We start from the raw sequence: 20,255 nt of genomic DNA on the forward strand, positions 1-20,255 counted from the left end.
ATGCGCAGCATCCTGATCGCCGAAGACGACCCGCACATCACCTCGTTCGTGCGGCGGGGTCTGCGTGCAGCCGGCTACGAGACAGCCGAGGCCGCGGACGGGCACACCGCCTTGCTGATGGCGCGCAGCGGCACGTTCGACCTGGTGCTGCTCGACATCGGCCTCGGGGGCATGGACGGCTTCGACGTGCTCGCGAACCTGCGCGGCGAGGGTGTCACCACGCCGGTGATCATCCTCACCGCCCGCGATTCCGTCATCGACACCGTGCGCGGCCTGGAGAGCGGAGCGAACGACTATGTCACCAAGCCGTTCCAGTTCGCTGAACTCATCGCGCGTGTGCGGTTGCGGATCGGCGACGGCGAGGGGCGGACTGCTGGTCCGGTGCTCACTCACGGCGATGTGCGGGTCGATGTGCGGGCCCGTACCGTCACGGTCGACGGCGACATGCGCGAGCTCACCTCGCGTGAGTTCGCGCTGCTCGAGGTGTTCCTGCAGAACGCCGGTCAGGTGCTCTCGCGCGACCAGCTGATCGGTCACGTCTGGGGGATGGACTTCGATCCGGCCTCCAACGTGGTCGACGTGTACGTGCGGGCGCTGCGCGGCAAGATCGGCGTCGAACGTATCGAGACCGTGCGCGGGGCGGGATACCGATTCCGATGAACACTCGTTCCGAGAGCACGTCGCCCGTGGGGAAGACAGCGGTCGAGCGGGCGCGCTTCGCGACGGTGCCGCCCGAGCGCCGCCCGCTGCCCGTCGGACGCCGATCCGTGGGATGGCGGCTGGGGCGCGCGGGTGTGCTCCGCCTGGTCGCGCTCGGGCTCGTGCTGACGGCCGGGGGCGGGATGCTCCTGGCCGCGCTGACCCGATCGTCGGGGAGCGGCGCGCCCACCCTGCCGGTCGCCGTGACGCTCGCGGTCTTCCTGCTCGCCGTATGGGCATGGACCTCGACGCGCCTGGACGACACGCTCGTCGCCTTCCTCGCGGCGATCGCCCTCATCGTCACGGGAGTGCTGCCGGCACGCGACTTCTTCGCCTCGCTCGGCGACGAGACGATCTGGCTGCTCATCGGGGCGTTCGTGATCGCCTCCGCAGTGGCCACCTCGGGGCTCGCCCTGCGTGGCGCCGCCCACCTGCTGCGATTCGCGCGGGGTCCACGGAGCCTGTTCCACCTCATGACGGTCGCGCTCACGCTCACCGCTTTCGCCGTGCCGGCGACGTCAGGGCGGGCGGCGCTCGCCGTCCCCGTGCACACCGCGGTCGCCACCGCGCTTCCCGGACGCGACAGGGTGATCCGTGCGCTCGCCCTCCTGATGCCGACCGTGGTGCTGCTGTCGGCCGTCGGCTCGCTGCTCGGGGCCGGAGCACACATCGTCACCGATCAGCTGCTGCGCGCTGCGGGCGAGGAGGGCTTCACCTTCTCGAGCTGGCTCTGGCTCGGACTGCCGCTCGCCGTGGTGTCGTCGCACCTGGCGTGCGAGATCATCCTCTGGCGCTTCACCCGGAGGGAGGACCGCGCCACACGTCTCCGACTGAGCACGGCGGAGATCGGCCGCTCCGCCTCGACGGCAGTGACCGGGCCGCTCAGCACTCCGGAGCGACGCGCAGCCCTGCTGCTGGGTGCGGTGATCCTGCTCTGGGCCACCGAGCCGCTGCACCACCTGTCGCCCGCCCTGGTCGCGCTCCTCGGGGCCGTCGCCGCCGTGACGCCGGGGATCGGCTGCCTGACGTTCCCCGCCGCGATCAAGCGTGTGCCGTGGTCGCTGCTGCTGTTCCTCGCGGCCACCCTCGCGCTGGCGTCCGCGCTCACCACCACGGGTGCTGCCGCGTGGCTGAGCTCGTCCGCGCTCGCACCGCTGCGTGGACTCGGCTCTGCCGGCGCCGTGGCCTTCGTGCTCGTCGTCATCGCGATCTCGACGGCGGCGCATCTGCTGATCCCCTCGCGGTCGGCCCGTTCCGCGGCGATCATCCCCGTCGTGGTCGCGCTCGCTCCCGCCCTCGGGGTCTCACCGATGGCTGCAGCCTTCGCCTCGACAGCGGCTGCCGGCTTCTGCCACACGCTTCCCAGTTCGGCGAAGCCCGTCGCGATGTTCGCTGACCCCGACGTCGTCAGCGGCGGTTTCAGTCCGCCGGATCTGCGCCGCCTCTCGGTGGTGCTGGCTCCCGCGATGTTCGTCCTCGTCGCGGTGTTCGCCCTCTGGGTGTGGCCGTCGATGGGGCTGCCGCTGCTGCTCTGACCCGCAGCGTCCCGTTCACCCACCCGCTTCACTCCGCGTGCGCCGCCGGTGCACCGGTGCTCGTCGTGCCCGCACACCGGGCGCTCGTCGCCCGTTCGGGCGCAGAAGGAGGAACCATGTCCATCCACATCCCGCAGCGCATCCTGGTCGCACCCAGCGGATTCAAGGAGAGCCTGAGCGCCGAGGCCGTTGCCCAGGCGATCGCCGCCGGTGTGCGTCGGGTCATCCCCGGCGTGCAGGTGGACGAGTATCCGGTGCCGGACGGCGGGGAAGGAACGGCTGCCGCGCTCGCCGCGGCGACGGGCGGCGAGCTCATCGCCACCCGGGTGACGGGGCCCGTCGGCGACGCGGTCGACGCGCAGTGGGCGCGACTCGGAGGGCGCGGGTCGGGAACCGCCGTGGTCGAGATGGCGTCCGCCGCGGGGTTGCGCCTCGTGCCGCGCGACCGCCGCGACCCCGGTGCGACCACGACCCACGGCGTCGGCGAGCTGATCGCGGCTGCGTTGGACTCGGGTGCCGAGCGGATCGTCGTCGGCTGCGGTGACTCGGGGACGAGCGATGGCGGCGCGGGGGCGCTCGAAGCCCTCGGGGTGCGCATCCTCGATCGAACGGGCGAGCCGTTGGCTGCGGGCGGTCGGCACCTCCGGGAGGCTGTCCACCTCGATCTGGCAGGCCTTCATCCGCGCATCGGCGAGGTCGAGATCGTGCTGGCGTGCAACATTCACAACGTGCTGTGCGGACCTCGTGGCGTGGCCAGGGTGTTCGGACCGCAGAAGGGGGCGACACCGGAACAGGTGGAGCAGCTGGCCGAGGGGCTCGACATCTGGGCAGCCCTCCTGGAGGAGCAGAGTCCGTTCGGTGCCGCGATGGATGTGCGCACCGGGGGAGGCACTGGCGCATCGGGCGGTCTCGGGGCCGGGTTGGCCGCGGTGCTCGGCGCCCGTCTCGCTCCGCGCTTCGAGGTGCTGCTCGACAGCGACCTGATGCCGGAGCCGATCGACGGATTGATGGCTGCGGCGGACCTGGTCATCACCGCGGAGGGCGCCATCGACTTCCAGACTCCGCGCGGCAAGGTGCCGGCTGAGATCGCCATGCGCGCCCGCGTCGCCGGCGTCCCCGTGCTCGGAATCGCCGGGTCTCTGGGTGTCGGGGCTCCGACCGTGCACGACATCGGCATCGACGCGATCGCCTCGATCCTCACCGTGCCGATGCCCCTCGAACAGGCGGTGGAACAGGGCGAAGCGCTGCTGCGAGACGCCGCAGAGCGCAGCATGCGGATGGTTCTGCTCGGATCGGCGATGTCGGCGCGGGCTGCCTGAAGCGTGCCCCCGCGCCGGCTGCGGGCCTGAGGAACGGCGCGGCCTCGGTAGGATCGAGGAGTGGCAGTGAACCAAGAACTGGTCGGCCGGGAGTTCCCGCCGACGGCCCCGTACCTCGTCGGTCGCGAGAAGGTGCGCGAGTTCGCTCGCGCGGTCTTCGCCGACGCCCCGCAGCACACCGACGTCGAGGCGGCTCGTGCTGCCGGCTTCTCCGACGTCGTGGCGCCGCCGACGTTCGCGATGGTCATCCAAGACCTCACGCTTCAGCAGCTGCTGGGTCAGGAGGACTCCGGCATCGCGCTCGAGCGCACCATCCACGCAGAGCAGCGCTTCACCTACACGCGTCCGATCGTCGCGGGAGATGAGCTCACCGCACAGCTGCGGGTCACCGGCATCCGCATGATGGGCGGGAACGCGATGATCACCAGCGAGGCCGAGATCACCGACCCGGCGGGAGCCCACGTCGTGACCGCCACCAGTGTGCTGCTCGTCGGCGCCGAGCCGAGCGCCGAGGAAGAGGGGGCCGCCTGATGGGCTACACCGTCGGAGACGTGGTCGCCGAGCGCACCGTGCACCTCACCCGCGAGTCGCTCGTCCGCTACGCGGGAGCGTCCGGGGACTTCAACCCCATCCACTACCGCGACGACGTGGCGGCCTCCGTCGGGCTCCCCGGCGTGCTCGCGCACGGCATGCTCACGATGGGCATCGCCTCGTCGGTCGTGGTCGCCGCGCTCGCGCCGCAGACGCGCATCCTCGACTACGGCGTGCGCTTCACCAAGCCTGTCGTGGTCGACCCGGCCGATGGCGCCGATGTCACCGTCGTGGCCACGGTCGGCGCTGTCGACGACGAGGTCGCCCGCATCGACCTCAAGGTCACGTTCGGCGAGACCACCGTGCTCGTCAAGGCGCAGCTGCGCGTCGCCGTCTGATGAGGACGGTCTGATGCGGGAGATCGAGGCGGTCCGGCTCGCGGAGCTGACCACACTGCGCACGGGCGCGGCGCCGGAGCGGATGTTCGAGGCGACGACGACCGCCGGACTGGTCGAGGCTCTGCGTGAGACCTGGGCGCGCGGCGACGAGTGGTTCGTCCTCGGTGGCGGATCCAACCTCTTCGTGGGCGACGAGCCGTTCGAGGGCACGGTCATCCGCGTGCGCACCGAGGGCATCGAAGAGCTGCCGTCCCCGCACGCGGGTCGCATCCGTCTGCGCGCGCAGGCGGGACACGGCTGGGACGACTTCGTCGCCTACGCCGTGGAGCACGGCTACGCGGGCCTCGAGGCGATGAGCGGGATCCCCGGCACCGTCGGCGCGGCGCCCGTGCAGAACATCGGCGCGTACGGCCAGGAGATCCAGGAGACGCTGGTCGAGGTCGAACTGATCGACGAGGCCACGGGTGAGATCTCGACCGTTCCCGCTGCGGAACTCGGGTTGGGGTTCCGCACCTCGGTGCTCAAGCATCATCACGGCAGCGTGCCGCAGCGCCGTGCCGTGATCCTCTCGGTGACCGTCGACCTCTTCGTCGCGGGTGAGCGCGTGGTGCGCGGCGAGCAGCTGCGTCGGGCCCTCGGCCTCACGGACGACACCCCGGTTCCGCTGGGCTGGGTGCGAGAGCGCATCCTGGCGACCCGGGCCTCGAAGGGCATGCTGCTCGATGCGGACGACCCGGACACCCACGGCGTCGGCTCGTTCTTCCAGAACGCGATCGTGACGGCGACCGTCGCCGCAGCACTGCCGCCCGAGTGCCCGCGCTGGCCGGTCGCCCCCGACCTGGATACGGTGACCGTCATCCCGCTCGCGGCCTACGACGGACAGGTGCCACTGTCGAAGCCGGCGATCGTCTCCGACGTCAAGGTGAGTGCGGCGTGGCTCATCGAGCAGGCAGGTATCCGCAAGGGGTTCAAGCTGCCGCACTCCCGCGCATCGGTGTCGACGAAGCACGCGCTCGCACTGACCAACCGTGGCGGTGCGACGGCGGGCGAGGTCGCCGAGCTCGCCCGCTTCATCCAGAGCAGGGTGCACGCCGAGTTCGGTCTCGTGCTGCAGCCGGAGCCCGTCCTCGTCGGCGTCGAGCTCTGAGGCGTCGAGCTCTGAGGCGTCGAGGTTCAGACGCGTCGATCCGTACGGCACGTCGGCGGTCGCGGCTACACTCGCGGCATGAGCGGACTGATCCCGTACCTGTTGTTCCCCGGCAATGCTGCAGAGGCGCTGCGTCACTATCGATCGGTGTTCGGCGGTGAGCTCCAGCTGCTCGACTATGCCACGGCAGGACGCCACGACGGTCCCGGCGACGCGATCGCGCACGGACAGCTGAGTGGGCCGGTCGAGCTCGCCGGAGCGGATGCGGGTGCGGATGACGACGCGGTGCAGATGAGCGGCATGTTCCTCTCGCTCCTCGGCACGGCCGACGCCCTGACCCTCACCGACTGGTACGACCAGCTGGCGGCAGACGGACGGGTCATCGATGCGCTGCAGAAGCGCCCGTGGGGAGACTTCGACGGCACGCTCGTCGACCGCTACGGCGTGCGCTGGCTGATCGGCTTCCACCCCGAGGACTGAGGTGTCCCACTGCCGAAGTAGGGGCGAGACGAGGGCAGGAAGATCAACACGACCGCCGTGGTGGTGAGGACGAGGGCCGCGAGGCCGACCGGGAACTCCCACGTGGTGCCCGTCGCCGCCGGGACGTAGAGCGCGAGCGGGAGCGGGAACAGCACGGTCGCGTATCGGGCCCAGGGCTTTCGTCTCGCGACGAGCACGGTGATGGTCGCGTAGACGGCCACCGGTACGAAGGGGAGCACACTGAGCAGCGCTCGCCACTCTCCTCCCCAGAACCAGAGGAAGGGCGCGACCACGAGGGCGGCGAAGAAGACCAGCACGGTCACCGTGATCAGGATGGCGAAGGCCACCCGCAGAGTCACCGGCATCCCCTCACCCCCCTGCTTTCTGTCCCCATGTCTCCAGTATCCCCCCTCACCCCTCACAAGCGTCGAGACCCATCGGCGCCGCCGAGACCCACGCCCGCAAGCGACTGGAGGAGTGGGTCTCGGCGAGCGCGATGGGTCTCGGCGGGCGTGCCGACTCAGGCGAACAGACGCTGCAGGCGCTGCACGCCCTCGAGCAGCTGCTCGTCGCCCAGTGCGTACGACATGCGGATGTAGCCGGAGGGACCGAAGGCCTCACCCGGGACGACCGCGACCTCGGCCTGGTCGAGGATGAGGTCGGCGAGCTCGAGCGACGTGGTCGGAGTCACACCGCCCCAGCTGCGACCGAGCAGCCCCTGCACGTCGGGGTAGACGTAGAACGCGCCGAGCGGGTTCGGGACCACAAGTCCGTCGATCTTCGACAGCTCCGAGACGATGAGCTGGCGGCGGCGGTCGAAGGCCCGTCGCATCTGCTCGGCCTCGTCCTGCGGCCCGGTGAGAGCGGCGATCGCGGCCTTCTGGGCGACGTTGTTCACGTTGCTGGTGAGGTGTGACTGCAGGTTGCCTGCGATCTTGATGGCGTCGGCCGGACCGACCATCCAGCCCACGCGCCAGCCGGTCATCGCGTAGGTCTTCGCGACGCCGTTGACCAGGATCGTCTGGCCGGCGACCTCGGGGACGGCCTCGACGATCGAGGTGGCCTTTACACCCTCGTACGTGAGGTTCTGGTAGATCTCGTCGCTGATGATCCAGATGCCGTGCTCGAGCGCCCACTCGCCGATGGCCTTGGTCTCCTCGGCCGTGTAGACGGAGCCGGTGGGGTTCGACGGGGAGACGAACACGAGTGCGGTGGTGCGTGCGGTGCGCGCCGCCTCGAGCTGCTCGACCGTGACCTTGTACTCCTGGTCGGCGCCGGCGAAGACCTCGACGGGGGTGCCGTCGGCGAGGCGGATGGCCTCGGGGTAGGTGGTCCAGTACGGCGCGGGCAGCAGCACCTCGTCGCCCGGGTTCACCACGGCCTGGAAAGCCTGGTAGACCGACTGCTTGCCGCCGTTGGTGACGATGACCTGGCTCGGGGAGACCTCGAGGCCGGAGTCGCGGAGGGTCTTCGCCGCGATCGCCTCGCGCAGCGCCGGGAGGCCGGGAGCGGGCGTGTACCGGTAGCTCGCCGGGTCGGCCAGAGCCTCGGCCGCAGCATCGACGATGAACTGCGGCGTCGCGAAGTCGGGCTCGCCGGCAGCATACGAGATGACGTCCTTGCCTTCGGCCTTGAGGGCCTTGGCCTTGGCGTCGACCTTGAGGGTCGCGGACTCGGCGATGGCGGACAGCTTGCGGGAGAGGGAAGCGCGTTCGGTCACGATTACGAGCGTACTCGGGTCGGCGCGGCAGGAGAGGTGTGGGATGCCGCCAAGATCCGGAGTTCTTTCGGGTTCGGAAGGTCAGTCGGTCGTGAGTCCGTGAGCTTGGGCGACGGCCGGGAGTGTGATGCGCCCGCCCTGCACGTTCAGGCCCTTCGCGAGCGCCGCGTCCTCGGACGCCGCGCGCTCCCAGCCCTTGCCGGCGATCGCCGAGACATAGGGGAGGGTCGCGTTGGTCAGCGCGCGGGTCGCCGTCTCCGGCACCGCGCCCGGCATGTTGGCGACGCAGTAGTAGATCGAGTCGTGCACGGCGAACGTGGGGTCGTCGTGGGTGGTCGGTCGCGAGCCCTCGAAGCATCCGCCCTGGTCGATCGCGATGTCGACGAGCACCGAGCCCGGCTTCATCGCGGCGACCATGTCGTCGGTGACGAGCTTGGGAGCGGCGGCGCCGGGGATCAGCACCGATCCGATCACCAGGTCGGCGGTCTTCAGCTCCTCGGCGATGTCGTAGCGACTCGATGCCCGCGTCTCCAGAGCTCCGCCGTAACGGTGCTCGAGCTCGCGCAGGCGGGGCAGGGAGACATCGATCACGGTGACCTTCGAGCCGAGGCCGAGCGCGTTCGCCGCGGCGTGCTCGCCCGCGACGCCTCCGCCGATCACGACGGTCTTGGCTCGAGGCGTTCCTGCGATCCCGCCGAGCAGCATGCCGCGACCGCCCTGCGACCGCAGCAGCGAGTACGAGCCCATGGTGACCGAGAGGCGCCCGGCGATCTCGCTCATCGGCACGAGCAGCGGCAGGCTGCGGTCGGGGAGCTGCACGGTCTCGTACGCCACGGCCGTGGTCCCCGCGTCGGCGAGGGCGGTCGTGAGCGCGCGGTCGGCGGCCAGGTGGAGGTAGGTGAAGAGGGTGAGGTCATCGCGCAGGAAGCCGTACTCCTGGGCGATCGGTTCCTTCACCTTGATGACGAGGTCGGCTCCGCCCCATGCGTCGGCAGCGGTCGCGACGATCTCGGCACCGGCCGCGCGGTAGTCGTCGTCGGTGATGCGCGAACCGACTCCTGCGCCGGACTGCACGAGCACCCGGTGACCCTCGTGCACGAGGCGGTCGGCACCGGCGGGCGTCAACGCGACGCGGTTCTCGTTGTTCTTGACCTCGGTGGGGACGCCGATCTTCATTGATCCTCCAGGGTTCGATGCGGTTCGGCACTCAGGATCGCAGAAACATCGACAGAACAACAGAATCCGTGAAGATGATTCGTCCGCGCGGGAATTCCTGAATAATGCTTCGTATGGAGACGACATCGGAGGCCCCGGAGCCGAATACCGTTCGGGCGCCCGCCCTCGATGCGATCGACGCGAAGATCGTGCAGCTGCTCACGGCGGACGGACGCATGACCAACGCCGAGCTCGCCGGACGACTCGGAGTCGCACCGTCGACGGCGCACACGCGCCTGCGTTCCCTGGTGGATCGGGGTGTGATCACGGGGTTCCACGCGAGCGTGGACGAACGGAAGCTCGGCGCCGGGCTGCAGGCCGTGATCGGCGTGACCCTGCGGCCGAGTGGGCGGAGGGAGAGCATCGTGGAGTTCGCGGACCGCGTGCGTGTGCTGCCCCAAGTCATCCAGGTGTTCTTCCTCGGCGGAGACGACGACTTCCTGCTGCACATCGCCGTGGCCGACTCGTCCGAGATGCGCGAGTTCGTTCTGGAGCACCTGTCGGCGCAGAGCAGCGTCGCCTCCACGCGGACGAGCATCGTGTTCGACTATCACCGCAACTCGGTGGCCGCGTCCTTCCGGTGATGCCCGGGCGTGCTCAGGCTCCGTAGGACGCGGGTAGCGCGCAGTAATCGGCGAAGCGTCTCTTCGGATGGGCCGGATCGGTCACGTCGACGATCGAGCCGGCCACGGTGTGGGGTGGCTCGTCGCCCGCCAGCTGCCACAGTGCGTAGTTCCACATGCCCCTGGTGCGCTCGCCGATCAGGGCCGCTGGACCGGAGAAGAGCAGGATGTCGTCGCTCTTCGGACCCTCGCGGAACGCGGTGACCGCTCCGCGGAGCTCGGTCTCGGCGCCCTCTGCGGAGTGTTCGCGCACGACCTGCTGTCCCGACGCCGTCAGAGCGGTGGCGAGTTCGTCGGCTGCCTGTCGTGAGCGCTCGGCGTCCGCCCCGGCCACCGCGAGCAGCCGCCGGCCTCGCGGGTAGAAGTGCAGGAACTCGGTGGCGATGTCCGCCCAGACGTCGGTCATGCCTCCAGGCTACGCCCGCGTGCCGAGCCCGGCTCCGGACGCGGAGGAGTCCCGGGCCGCAGCTGCCTGCCGCCCGGGACTCCTCCTGTCGTGTTCAGTCCTCGTCGATGAGGTACCGGCTGTAGGCGCCCAGGGTGAGGAAGGTCGGGAACTCCTCCTGCAGGGCCACCTCCCGGAAGATCTCGGCGGCGTCGTCGTAGCGGTCGCCGTGGCTGCGGGTGGCCTGTGCGAGCACCTGGTCGATCAGTCCCTCGATGTACTCCGCCGTGATGGGGGTGCCGTCCTGCGTGGTGCGGTCCTGGTGGATCCACTGCCACACCTGCGAGCGGCTGATCTCCGCGGTCGCTGCATCCTCCATGAGGTTGTCGATCGCCACGGCGCCGAGCCCGCGCAGCCAGGCCTCCAGGTAGCGGATGGCGACCGACACGTTGTCCCGCACGCCCTGGGCGGTGATCGGACGGCCGATGTGCAGGTCGAGCAGGTCGCGCGCCTCCACGTGCACGTCGTCGCGCTGACGGTCGACCTGGTTCGGGCGTTCTCCGAGCACGGCGTCGAACTCGGCCTGCGCCGTCGGGATCAGGTCGGGGTGCGCGACCCAGGTGCCGTCGAAGCCGTCGCCGGCCTCGCGCTTCTTGTCGGCCGATACCTTCTCGACCGCGCGCGCCGTCACCTCGGGGTCGCGACGGTTCGGGATGAACGCGCTCATGCCGCCGATGGCGAAGGCTCCGCGCTTGTGGCACGTCTGCACGAGCAGCTCGGTGTACGCCCGCATGAACGGGACCGTCATCGTGACCTCGCTGCGGTCGGGGAGCACGAAGCGCGCCCCGCGGCCGCGGTAGTTCTTGATGATGGAGAAGATGTAGTCCCAGCGCCCGGCATTCAGGCCCGCGCAGTGGTCGCGCAGCTCGTACAGGATCTCGTCCATCTCGAACGCCGCAGGCAGGGTCTCGATCAGCACGGTCGCGCGGATGGTGCCGTGCGGGATGCCGATGTACTCCTCGCTGAACGAGAAGACGTCATCCCACAGCTTCGCCTCTTCGCTCGACTCCAGCTTCGCGATGTAGAAGTACGGGCCTCGTCCGGCCTCGATCAGCGCCTGCGCGTTGTGCAGGAAGTAGAGACCGAAGTCGACCAGTGATCCGGATGCCGAGGTGCGGCGGCCGGCCCGGTCGATGAAGGCGATGTGCTTCTCGGGCAGGTGCCAGCCACGGGGGCGCATCACGATCGTGGGGGTGCGCTCCGCGGTGACGCGGTACTCCTTGCCGGGTCCGGATTCAGAGGCGGGGGAGGTGAACGAGAGCTCGCCGCGGATCGCGTCCTTGAGGGAGAGCTGGCCCTCGATGACGTTCTTCCAGGTGGGACTCGTGGCGTCCTCCTGATCGGCGAGCCAGACGCGGGCACCGGAGTTGAGCGCGTTGATGGTCATCTTCGGGTCGGTCGGTCCGGTGATCTCCACGCGGCGGTCCTCGAGGCCGGGTCCTGCGCCGGCGACCCGCCAGTCCCGGTCCTCACGGATGTGGGCCGTGTCGTCGCGGAACTTCGGGTCGTGCCCGTTGCCGATCTCGAATCGGCGCCGCATCCGGTCGGCGAGCCGGTCGTGACGGCGAGACGCGAACCGGTGGTGCAGCTCGGTGAGGAAGGCGATCGTCTCGGGGGTGAGGATCTCGTCGTAGCGATCGCGGATGGGGCCGGTGACCTCGATCGCCGGCCCCTGCTGGGTCGTCTGGATCGGAGCCGTGCTGGTGGGAGTGGTCATGATCTGAAGTCCTTTGCGTGGTGGTCCCCTCAGCCCCGTCGAGACCTATGGTGGTCGTCGAGACCCATCGCTGCAGGCGATCGCGGCGGTGGGTCTCGACGCCGCCGATGGGTGTCGAAGGGGTGGGGACGAAGAAGTGGGATCAGTGGAACTGCGCGGCTTCGGTGGAGCCGGCGAGGGCGAGCGTCGCGCTGTCGGGGTTGAGCGCGGTGGAGATGACGTCGAAGTAGCCGGTGCCCGCCTCGCGCTGGTGCTTGGTGGCGGTGTAGCCGTCGGCCTCGGCGGCGAACTCGGCCTCCTGCAGCTCGACGTAGGCGCTCATGGCGCGGTCGGCGTAGCCGCGGGCGAGGTCGAACATGGAGTGGTTCAGGGCGTGGAACCCGGCCAGCGTGATGAACTGGAACTTGTAGCCCAGGTCTGCCAGCTCCTGCTGGAACGTCGCGATCTCGGCGTCCGACAGGTGGCGCTTCCAGTTGAAGCTCGGCGAGCAGTTGTAGGCCAGGAGCTTACCGGGGAACTGCGCGTGGATCGCCGCGGCGAACTCCCGCGCCAGCGCGATGTCCGGCTCTCCTGTCTCGACCCACAGCAGGTCGGCGTAAGGGGCGAAGGCGAGGCCGCGGCTGATGACCGATTCCAGGCCGGGGGTGATCCGGTAGAACCCCTCGGTGGTGCGCTCGCCGGTGGTGAACTGCTGGTCGCGCTCGTCGACGTCGCTGGTGAGCAGGTCGGCGGCGAGGGCATCGGTGCGGGCGATGATGACGGTGGGAACCCCGGCGACGTCAGCCGCGAGGCGGGCCGCGTTCAGCGTGCGGATGTGCTGCTGGGTGGGCACGAGCACCTTGCCGCCGAGGTGGCCGCACTTCTTCTCGCTGGCCAGCTGGTCCTCCCAGTGGATGCCGGCGGCACCGGACTGGATGAGCGACTGGGCGAGCTCGTAGGCGTTCAGCGGTCCGCCGAATCCGGCCTCGGCGTCGGCGACGATGGGCGCGAGCCAGTCCTGCGTGGTCTCGCCCTCGGCGTGCTCCAGCTGGTCCTGACGCAGCAGGGCGTTGTTGATGCGGCGCACGACCGCCGGCACCGAGTTCGCGGGATAGAGCGACTGGTCGGGGTAGGTCTGTCCGGCGAGGTTGCCGTCGGCGGCGACCTGCCAGCCGGAGAGGTAGATGGCCTTGAGGCCCGCGCGCACCTGCTGGACGGCCTGGCCGCCGGTGTAGGCGCCGAGTGCGCGGACGTAGTCCTCCGTGTGCAGGAGGTTCCAGAGGTTCTCGGCACCGCGGTGCGCGAGGGTGGCGTCCTCGCGGACCGAACCGCGGATGCGGATGACGTCTTCGGCCGTGTAGGTGCGCTCGACGCCGTCCCACCGGGGGTCGGTGTCCCAGATCTCCTGGAGCTCGGCGGCCGTCTGAACCTGGTCGCCGGCTCGCGGACCGGCGGGGCGGGGCGTCGGGGTGTTGGCGGTGTTCGTCATGGTGTCTCCTTGGTGGATCCGGCTGCGGTGCCGGAGTGGCGTGTACCCACTGTGTGTGAAGTTCCGGGTATCCGATGACCGATCAGCGAGAGAAGATCGGGGGAAATTCTGTTTCTGTGACAGAATCGGCCGCATGAGCATCGACGACGCTGCAGAAGAGACCGACGCCCTCACGATCGGCCGACGCATCCGGCAGCTCCGGACGGCCAGAGGCATGACGCTCGACGATCTGGCTTCCGCCGTGGATCGGGCGCCGAGCCAGATGTCGATGATCGAGACCGGCAAGCGCGAGCCGAAGCTGACGCAGCTCCAGGCCATCGCCCGCGCGCTCGGCGTCACGATCGATGCCCTGCTGGAGGGCGAGCCGCTCGATGAGCGCAGCGCGGTCGAGATCGCCCTGGAGCGGGCGATGAAGGGGCAGACGTTCCAGGCGCTGGGCATCGATCCGTTCCGCATCGCCAAGAGCGTGCCGACGGAGGCGCTGAAGGCGCTGCTCGCCCTGCACGGCGAGATCGACCGCCTCAAGGACGAGCGCGCGGCGACTCCGGAGGAGGCGCGACGTGCCAACGTGGAGCTCCGGCACCTCATGCGGCGAGAGGACAACCACTTCGCCGACCTCGAGGCGAAGGCGGGCGAGATCCTCGCGGCCGTCGGTCATCCCGGCGGGCCGTTGACGCAGCGCACCGCCTCCGAGATCGCGGCGTACCTCGGCTTCACCCTGCACTACGCGCCCGATCTGCCGCAGACCACCCGCAGTGTCGCCGACCTCGCCAACGGTCGGCTGTATCTGTCGAGCAGCGTGCCGGCGAAGGGCGATGCCCGCACCGCGGTGCTGCAGGCGCTGTCGAGTCGCATCCTGGGGCACTCCGAGCCGCGCAGCTACGCCGAGTTCCTGCGTCAGCGCGTCGAGACGAACTACCTCACCGGTGCCCTGCTCATCCCGGAGGCGCACGTCGTGCCCTCGTTGCGGGACGCCAAGCAGCGGAGGGCGATCTCGATCGAAGACCTGCGTGACGCGTACTCGGTGTCGTATGAGACGGCGGCGCACCGCTTCACGAACCTCGCCACCTGGCACCTCGACATCCCGGTGCACTTCCTCAAGGTGCACGAGTCGGGAACCATCACCAAGGCGTACGAGAACGACGACGTGAACTTCCCGACCGATCGCCTCGGCGCCATCGAGGGGCAGATGTGCTGCCGGCGATGGACCTCGCGGGTGGTGTTCGACGAAGACGACCGCTTCAACCCGTACTACCAGTACACCGACACCGGCAACGGCACGTACTGGTGCACCGCACGGGTGGAGGCGTCGAGCGAAGGGCTGCACTCGGTGAGCGTGGGCGTGCGCTTCGACGACACGAAGTGGTTCGTGGGCAGGGACACCCCGCACCGCGGCGTCTCGAAGCACTCGGTCGAGGTGTGCTGTCGTCGGGCCCCCGCAGAGTTGGAGGACCGCTGGCGCGAGAACTCCTGGCCGAACGTGAAGACTCCTCGCACACTGCTGGCGACTCTGCCCACTGGCGCCTTCCCCGGGGTGGACACCACCGACGTGTACGAGTTCCTGGAGGCCCACGCGCCGCGGTGAACGGCGGTGGTTGCCGGAAGGGAACGGCGACCGGAGCGGAGCCGGGGGTTGAGTCAACACTGAACAGGTGTTAGGTTTTCGCGTGTCGGAGCGCTGCGTTCGGCGGCGCCGTTCTCGATGAGGAGACACGATGAAGCGATGGATGAGCACACTGGCGACGGTCGGGCTGGTCGTCTCGGGTCTGGCCCTCGCCGGGCCGGCCGCGGCGGGAGGCGGTCGTCCGGGCGACGCGGAGCTCCAACGCTGGGCGCGGGACACCTGGGGTTCCCTGGTGGCGATGACCGATGAGGAGACGGGGCTTCCCGCTGACAACGTCACCGGCGATCTGCAGACCCCCAGCGCGTACACCTCGCCGACGAATATCGGCGGCTATCTCTGGTCCACCGTCACCGCCCGGGATCTGCGCATCATCAGCGCAGAGGAGGCGCACTCCCGGCTCGCGACGACGCTCGAGACGCTCGCCGGTCTGGAGCGCAACGACGCGAGCGGGATGTTCTACAACTGGTATTCGCCGACCTCGGGGGAGAAGCTGACCACGTGGCCCGATTCCGGAGACCCGGTGCACCCCTTCCTCAGCACGGTGGACAACGGATGGCTCGCCGCGGCCCTGCGCATCGTCCGCGAGGCCGACCCCGGGCTGACGGGACAAGCCGACGCGCTTTACGCCTCGATGGACTTCTCCGCGTTCTTCGATCCTGCCGGTGCTGCAGGTCTCCCCGCCGGCACCAACCGCGGCGGATTCTGGGAGCAGGCGCCGCCGGACTGCAGTGTCTCTGCTCCGATGTACAACGGGTCGGGCGAGACGGCGTACTACACGTGCCACCACTACGACACCACCGTGAGCGAGAGCCGTATCGCGACCTACCTGGGCATCGCCAATGGACAGATCCCGGCGACCGCGCTGTACGGCACGCATCGCACGATGCCGCCAGCGTGCGACTGGGCATGGCAGGAGCAGCTTCCGCAGGGGGAGTACCGCACATACGACGGCGTCGAGGTGTGGGAGGGCACGTATTCCTACGACGGGATGTCGTTCGTGCCGAGCTGGGGTGGCAGCATGTTCGAGTCGCTGATGCCCGACCTTCTCGTCCCCGAGACGAAGTGGGGGTCGAAGTCGTGGAAGCTCAACCATCCGATCACGGTCGCCGTGCAGAAGCAGCACGGGCTTGACGAGACAGGCTACGGATACTGGGGCTTCTCGCCCGCGAGCGACCCCTTCGGCGGGTACGCGGAGTACGGCGTCGACATCGCGGGCATGCGGTCGGACGGCTACACGTCGGACGCCGAGAAGACCGACGTCGATGTCGATCGACCGGGGTGCACCGTCGGGACGAATCCCGCGCCCGAGTTCGGGGACGGTGTGGTGACCCCGCACGCCGCGTTCCTCGCGTTGCCCTATGACCGCAAGGGCGTGCTGAGCAACCTCGAAGGCATCGAGAACGACCTCGGTGCCTATGGCCCCGGCGGCTTCTACGATGCGGTCGCGGTGAAGAGCGGCACGATCGCGGAGCGCTATCTGTCGCTCGATCAGTCGATGATCATGGCGGCGATCGGCAACGAGCTCACGAAGGATAGGCTCAAGGACTACTTCGTGGATCGACAGATGGAGACGCTGCTGCGTCCAGCGATGCGGCAGCAGGACTTCGGTTCGTCGTGGGGTGAAGGAGGCGGCGGACGCCAGGGCTGAGCCCCCGGGTGGTCCGCGCCGAGGGAAGGGAGCAGGAGTGGGAGCGGACGCACAGGCGGCAGCCGGGCGCGGCCCTCGTGGTCCCTACGCCACGGGGCAGGCGCGACGACAGGCGATCGTCGACGAGGCGCTGATCGTCTTCTCTCGCACCGGGTTCCACGGCGGGTCGTTGCGGGAGATCGCGAAGCGCGTCGGCGTGACCCCGGCCGGCCTCCTGCACCACTTCTCCGACAAGGAGGAGCTGTTCGCCGAGGTGTTGCACCAGCGTGACGAGAAGGTCAGGGCAGCGGCCGGCGACCCCGCCGAGCACACCCTTCTCGAACAGGCGAAGAGAGTCGTCGCCCACAACCAGACCTCGCGCGGCCTCACCTCGCTGTACGCGATCGTGTCGGCGGAGGCGACCGACCCCGAGCATCCGTCTCACGCCGACTTCGCCGCCCGATACCGGTCGCGAGCCGACGAAGCCGTCGAGATACTCCGCCGTGGACAGGAAGCGGGTGAGGTGCGTGACGACATCGACCCCGTGCGCGCCGCGCGTCTGATCAGCGCCGTCATGGACGGCATCCAGCTGCAGTGGCTCCTCGACGACACGGTCGACATGGTCTCCCTCTTCGACGAGTTCGTCACCCGCTACCTCTACCCCGCCTGAATCCTCCGTGCCGCCCAGCGCACGGCTTCGTGCCGAGCGCACGGCTTCTTCGCGTCGGCTTGCCGCGCGCTCGTCGAGGTCTCGCGCACTTGACGCCCACTCCCGTCGCACCGGTCGTCAAAACTTAGTTTGATCTTGCTTAGTCAAGATTGACTATGTTACTTTCATCGAGCCATCAACGACGAACGGCCGAGAAGGGACCCTCATGGCTACTTCCACTGCGGAAACCCGATTCCGCATCACTGCCACCCTGACGTGCGTTCTCGTCGCCACGCTGACGCTCGGAGCATGCTCCGCGCAGACGCCAGGCGGCGATACCGCCCCCACGAGTGCGAGCGACAGCGACGCCTGCAAGCGCAATCAGGATGCCGGCACCATCACCTACATCTCCGGTTACGGCTACTCCGCCAGCGCCGGCCAGCTCGATGTGTTCCTCGCCGAGGAGCTGGGCTACTTCGACGATCTGTGCCTCGACGTGGAGATCAACGCCTCCGGAGCGAACGGGCAGCAGCTCGTGGCGTCCGGTCAGGCGCAGTTCACCGCGCTCGGCTCCGCGTCCGATGTGATGCTGGCTGCCGCGAACAGCAAGAACCTCACGGCGGTCGCCACCTACGGCACCACCCCGCCGTTCTCCATCTTCGGCAATGAGAAGCTCGACACCCTCAAGGACCTCGAGGGCGGATCCCTCGGATACTTCATCAACCTGACCCCGATCGCCTCGGCCATGCTCGACGAGGCCGGCGTGGACGTCTCGAAGGTCGAGATGGTGAAGATGACCAACTACGACCCGACCGTGGTCGTGCGCGACCAGGTCGACGCGATCGTCGGCTACGCCTCGAACCAGCCCCAGTCGCTCAAGGCGCAGGGCCTGCCGTTCAGCGAGTTCCTCCCCTCCGACCTGGGTGTCGAAGGGACGTACAACGTGATGGAGGTCAACTCCCGGTTCCTCGATGAGCACCGCGAGGTCGCGGCCGACTTCATGCGTGCGAGCCTCAAGGCACTGCAGTACTGCCTCGACGAGTCCGATGCGTGCATCGACAAGCTCGCGAAGCTGGCCGAGGACAGCGGTCAGGGAGCAGCGTTCCCGCGCGAGCAGCTTGCCCGCACGTGGGAGGTGGAGTCCGCGTGGGTGCGCGAGAGCGCCGGCGGCAACCCCGGTGTGCAGAACGAGTCCATGTGGGAGCCCGAGTACGCCCTCGTGAAGAAGTACGGCGACGTCAAGAACCTGCCCGCTATCGCCGACATGATGGACGCCGACCTGGTCGCCGACCTCTACGACGGCGACACCCTGATCTGGCAGGAGAAGTGATGACGCTCGCACAGGGTGCCGGGGTCGAGGTCAGGAACGTCTCGAAGTCCTTCGGCGTCGACGGCGCGAAGGTCACCGTGCTCGACGACGTGAGTCTCACGATCGGCATGGGTGAGTTCGTGTCGGTGATCGGACCCAGCGGCTGCGGCAAGTCCACGCTGCTCAAGGTGGTCGCCGGGCTCCTCGACGCCGACTCCGGCAGCGTCACGATCGACGGCGAGAGCGTCAGAGCTGCCTCACGCGACAAGAAGATCGGACTCGTCCCGCAGTCGCCGGCGCTGCTGCCGTGGAAGACGGTGCGCGAGAACGTCGAGCTCCCGGTGCGGATCAACCGCGGGGCCAACGGCGACCGTGCCCTCCGCGACCCCGCCGAGCTGCTGTCGACCTTCGGCCTTGGCCATGCGCTGAAGAAGTACCCGGGTCAGCTCTCCGGCGGCATGCAGCAGCGCGCAGCGATCGCCAGGGCCTTCGTGTTCGACCCGGCGATCATGCTGATGGACGAGCCGTTCTCCGCGCTCGACGAGATGAACCGCGACCTGCAGCGGATCGCCCTGCTGGACTTCTGGCAGTCGAACCGCAAGGCCGTGATGTTCGTCACGCACTCGGTGCCGGAGGCGATCATGCTCTCCGACCGCATCGTGGTCATGGCCGCCCACCCCGGGCGCATCGCCCAGGTGATCGATGTGAACCTGCCGCGGCCCCGCACCGAGGAGGCCTACGCGACGGACGAGTTCCGCGAACTGGAAGCAGTCGTGCGCGGTGCGCTGCGCGCGCAGACGGAGAAGGCCCATGTCTGAGCTGACGATGAGAGACACCACCGCGACCCTCGCGACCGCCCGCCTGAAGGGCCAGCCCCGCAGCGGCGTCCCGTCCTGGCTGCGGTGGGGATCATGGGGTCCCACCCTGATCACCTTCGTGCTCGCCGCGCTGCTGTGGCAGGTGGTGGCCTGGACCAACCCGTACGTGCTCCCGACGCTGGAGGCGATCGGCGTCAGCCTCGTCGACGACGCCGGCATGTACTGGTCGAACTTCCTCGTCACTCTCCTCGAGGTCGTGGTCGGCGCCTCCGCCGGCATCCTCGCCGGGTTCCTCCTGGCGGTGGTGATGGCCGAGTTCCAGATCATCGAGCGGGCGGTCATGCCGCTGGTCATCATCGTGATGGTGACGCCGATCGTCGCCATCGCTCCGGCACTCGTCGTGGCCTTCGGCTTCGGCATGGTGCCGAAGTTCATCGTGACCGGACTCGTGGTGTTCTTCCCGATGCTCGTGAACTCGCTCGCCGGTCTCCGCGACGTGGACCAGAAGGCCATGGACGTGTTCAAGACGCTGCATGCCTCGCGGTGGGAGATCTTCCGCGAGCTGCGGTTCCCCGGCAGCATGCCGTACGTGTTCGCCGGTCTGCGGATCGCCCTGCCCCTCGCGGTGGTCGGCGCCGCGGTCGCCGAGTTCGTCGCGGCAGGACAGCAGGCCGGTCTCGGCTCCCTCGTCACCACGTCGGCCGCACAGGCGAACCTGCCCGTCACCTGGGCCAGCATCTCCCTGCTGTGCCTGCTGGGTGTGCTCCTGATCATCGTCCTCGCCCTGGTGCGCAAGCGCGTGCTCTGGTGGAGCGACGGCGAGGTCACGGCCAAGGGCTGACGCGGCATCCACATCCCGGGACGGGATTCCCCCACCCGTCCCGGGGTTCCTCCGGCGTGCCCGGAATCACTCCAGAACCATCTGCACCAC

Annotated in this window: 20 protein-coding genes; 14 read left to right on the plus strand and 6 right to left on the minus strand. The window is 69.1% G+C overall.

Annotated features, from left to right (window positions below):
* The 7 genes from RN51_RS14150 to RN51_RS14180 all read left to right on the plus strand — a co-directional run bounded on the left by RN51_RS14150 (position 1) and on the right by RN51_RS14180 (position 6,109).
* The gene (locus RN51_RS14150; protein WP_045264658.1) at positions 1-660 is read left to right on the plus strand and encodes a response regulator transcription factor; all 660 of its coding nucleotides are present in this window, start codon (positions 1-3) and stop codon (positions 658-660) included.
* Positions 657-2,234, plus strand: a complete 1,578-nt coding sequence (locus RN51_RS14155) for an SLC13 family permease (protein WP_082066603.1) — start codon at positions 657-659, stop codon at positions 2,232-2,234. Before RN51_RS14150 ends, RN51_RS14155 begins: the two co-directional genes overlap by 4 nt.
* A gap of 116 nt (positions 2,235-2,350) precedes the next feature.
* Positions 2,351-3,553, plus strand: a complete 1,203-nt coding sequence (locus RN51_RS14160; protein ID WP_045264754.1) for a glycerate kinase — start codon at positions 2,351-2,353, stop codon at positions 3,551-3,553.
* Between the two features lie 60 nt (positions 3,554-3,613).
* The gene (locus RN51_RS14165) at positions 3,614-4,084 is read left to right on the plus strand and encodes an FAS1-like dehydratase domain-containing protein (protein ID WP_045264659.1); all 471 of its coding nucleotides are present in this window, start codon (positions 3,614-3,616) and stop codon (positions 4,082-4,084) included.
* Positions 4,084-4,482, plus strand: coding sequence for a MaoC/PaaZ C-terminal domain-containing protein (locus tag RN51_RS14170; protein ID WP_045264660.1), 399 nt, complete (start codon positions 4,084-4,086; stop codon positions 4,480-4,482). The genes RN51_RS14165 and RN51_RS14170 overlap by 1 nt, the downstream gene beginning before the upstream one ends.
* Before the next feature lie 13 nt (positions 4,483-4,495).
* Positions 4,496-5,629, plus strand: a complete 1,134-nt coding sequence (locus tag RN51_RS14175) for a UDP-N-acetylmuramate dehydrogenase (protein WP_045264661.1) — start codon at positions 4,496-4,498, stop codon at positions 5,627-5,629.
* 78 nt (positions 5,630-5,707) lie between these two features.
* Positions 5,708-6,109, plus strand: a complete 402-nt coding sequence (locus RN51_RS14180) for a VOC family protein (protein WP_045264662.1) — start codon at positions 5,708-5,710, stop codon at positions 6,107-6,109.
* Here RN51_RS14180 and RN51_RS14185 read toward each other — a convergent pair.
* From RN51_RS14185 to ald, 3 genes are all read right to left on the minus strand, one after another.
* A complete protein-coding gene (locus RN51_RS14185; protein ID WP_156149190.1) occupies positions 6,067-6,468 on the minus strand; it encodes a hypothetical protein in 402 nt (133 codons plus the stop codon). The genes RN51_RS14180 and RN51_RS14185 overlap by 43 nt on opposite strands.
* A gap of 161 nt (positions 6,469-6,629) precedes the next feature.
* Positions 6,630-7,829, minus strand: a complete 1,200-nt coding sequence (locus RN51_RS14190; protein ID WP_045264664.1) for a pyridoxal phosphate-dependent aminotransferase — start codon at positions 7,827-7,829, stop codon at positions 6,630-6,632.
* An 81-nt stretch (positions 7,830-7,910) separates the two neighbouring features.
* Positions 7,911-9,005: an alanine dehydrogenase gene (gene ald / locus RN51_RS14195; protein ID WP_045264665.1), complete on the minus strand. Its 1,095-nt coding sequence runs from the start codon at positions 9,003-9,005 to the stop codon at positions 7,911-7,913.
* Positions 9,006-9,109: 104 nt separating this feature from the next.
* Here ald and RN51_RS14200 point away from each other — a divergent pair, with 104 nt between their 5' ends.
* Complete coding sequence (locus tag RN51_RS14200; RefSeq protein ID WP_082066604.1) at positions 9,110-9,628, plus strand: Lrp/AsnC family transcriptional regulator; 519 nt, start codon at positions 9,110-9,112, stop codon at positions 9,626-9,628.
* 13 nt (positions 9,629-9,641) lie between these two features.
* Here the strand turns inward: RN51_RS14200 and RN51_RS14205 are convergent, their stop codons facing one another.
* From RN51_RS14205 to aceA, 3 genes are all read right to left on the minus strand, one after another.
* Positions 9,642-10,073 (minus strand): hypothetical protein, encoded by a 432-nt coding sequence (locus tag RN51_RS14205; RefSeq protein WP_045264667.1) that lies wholly within the window; start codon positions 10,071-10,073, stop codon positions 9,642-9,644.
* Positions 10,074-10,167: 94 nt separating this feature from the next.
* The gene (gene aceB / locus RN51_RS14210) at positions 10,168-11,829 is read right to left on the minus strand and encodes a malate synthase A (protein WP_045264668.1); all 1,662 of its coding nucleotides are present in this window, start codon (positions 11,827-11,829) and stop codon (positions 10,168-10,170) included.
* A 142-nt stretch (positions 11,830-11,971) separates the two neighbouring features.
* Positions 11,972-13,297, minus strand: coding sequence for an isocitrate lyase (aceA, locus tag RN51_RS14215; protein WP_045264669.1), 1,326 nt, complete (start codon positions 13,295-13,297; stop codon positions 11,972-11,974).
* 133 nt (positions 13,298-13,430) lie between these two features.
* Between aceA and RN51_RS14220 the strand changes: the two genes are divergently transcribed.
* From RN51_RS14220 to RN51_RS14245, 6 genes are all read left to right on the plus strand, one after another.
* Complete coding sequence (locus RN51_RS14220; protein ID WP_045264670.1) at positions 13,431-14,882, plus strand: helix-turn-helix domain-containing protein; 1,452 nt, start codon at positions 13,431-13,433, stop codon at positions 14,880-14,882.
* A gap of 130 nt (positions 14,883-15,012) precedes the next feature.
* The gene (locus RN51_RS14225; protein WP_045264671.1) at positions 15,013-16,569 is read left to right on the plus strand and encodes a glucoamylase family protein; all 1,557 of its coding nucleotides are present in this window, start codon (positions 15,013-15,015) and stop codon (positions 16,567-16,569) included.
* Positions 16,570-16,606: 37 nt separating this feature from the next.
* Positions 16,607-17,218 carry a TetR/AcrR family transcriptional regulator gene (locus RN51_RS14230; RefSeq protein ID WP_045264672.1) on the plus strand — a complete coding sequence of 204 codons (612 nt, stop codon included), beginning with the start codon at positions 16,607-16,609 and terminating at the stop codon, positions 17,216-17,218.
* Positions 17,219-17,423: 205 nt separating this feature from the next.
* A complete protein-coding gene (locus RN51_RS14235; RefSeq protein WP_045264673.1) occupies positions 17,424-18,527 on the plus strand; it encodes an ABC transporter substrate-binding protein in 1,104 nt (367 codons plus the stop codon).
* The gene (locus RN51_RS14240; protein ID WP_045264674.1) at positions 18,527-19,324 is read left to right on the plus strand and encodes an ABC transporter ATP-binding protein; all 798 of its coding nucleotides are present in this window, start codon (positions 18,527-18,529) and stop codon (positions 19,322-19,324) included. Before RN51_RS14235 ends, RN51_RS14240 begins: the two co-directional genes overlap by 1 nt.
* Positions 19,317-20,165: an ABC transporter permease gene (locus tag RN51_RS14245; protein WP_045264675.1), complete on the plus strand. Its 849-nt coding sequence runs from the start codon at positions 19,317-19,319 to the stop codon at positions 20,163-20,165. Before RN51_RS14240 ends, RN51_RS14245 begins: the two co-directional genes overlap by 8 nt.
* Positions 20,166-20,255: the final 90 nt, after the last annotated feature.

Source organism: Microbacterium oxydans (genome assembly GCF_000956405.1).
In the GTDB taxonomy this organism is placed as follows: Bacteria; Actinomycetota; Actinomycetes; order Actinomycetales; family Microbacteriaceae; genus Microbacterium; species Microbacterium oxydans_C.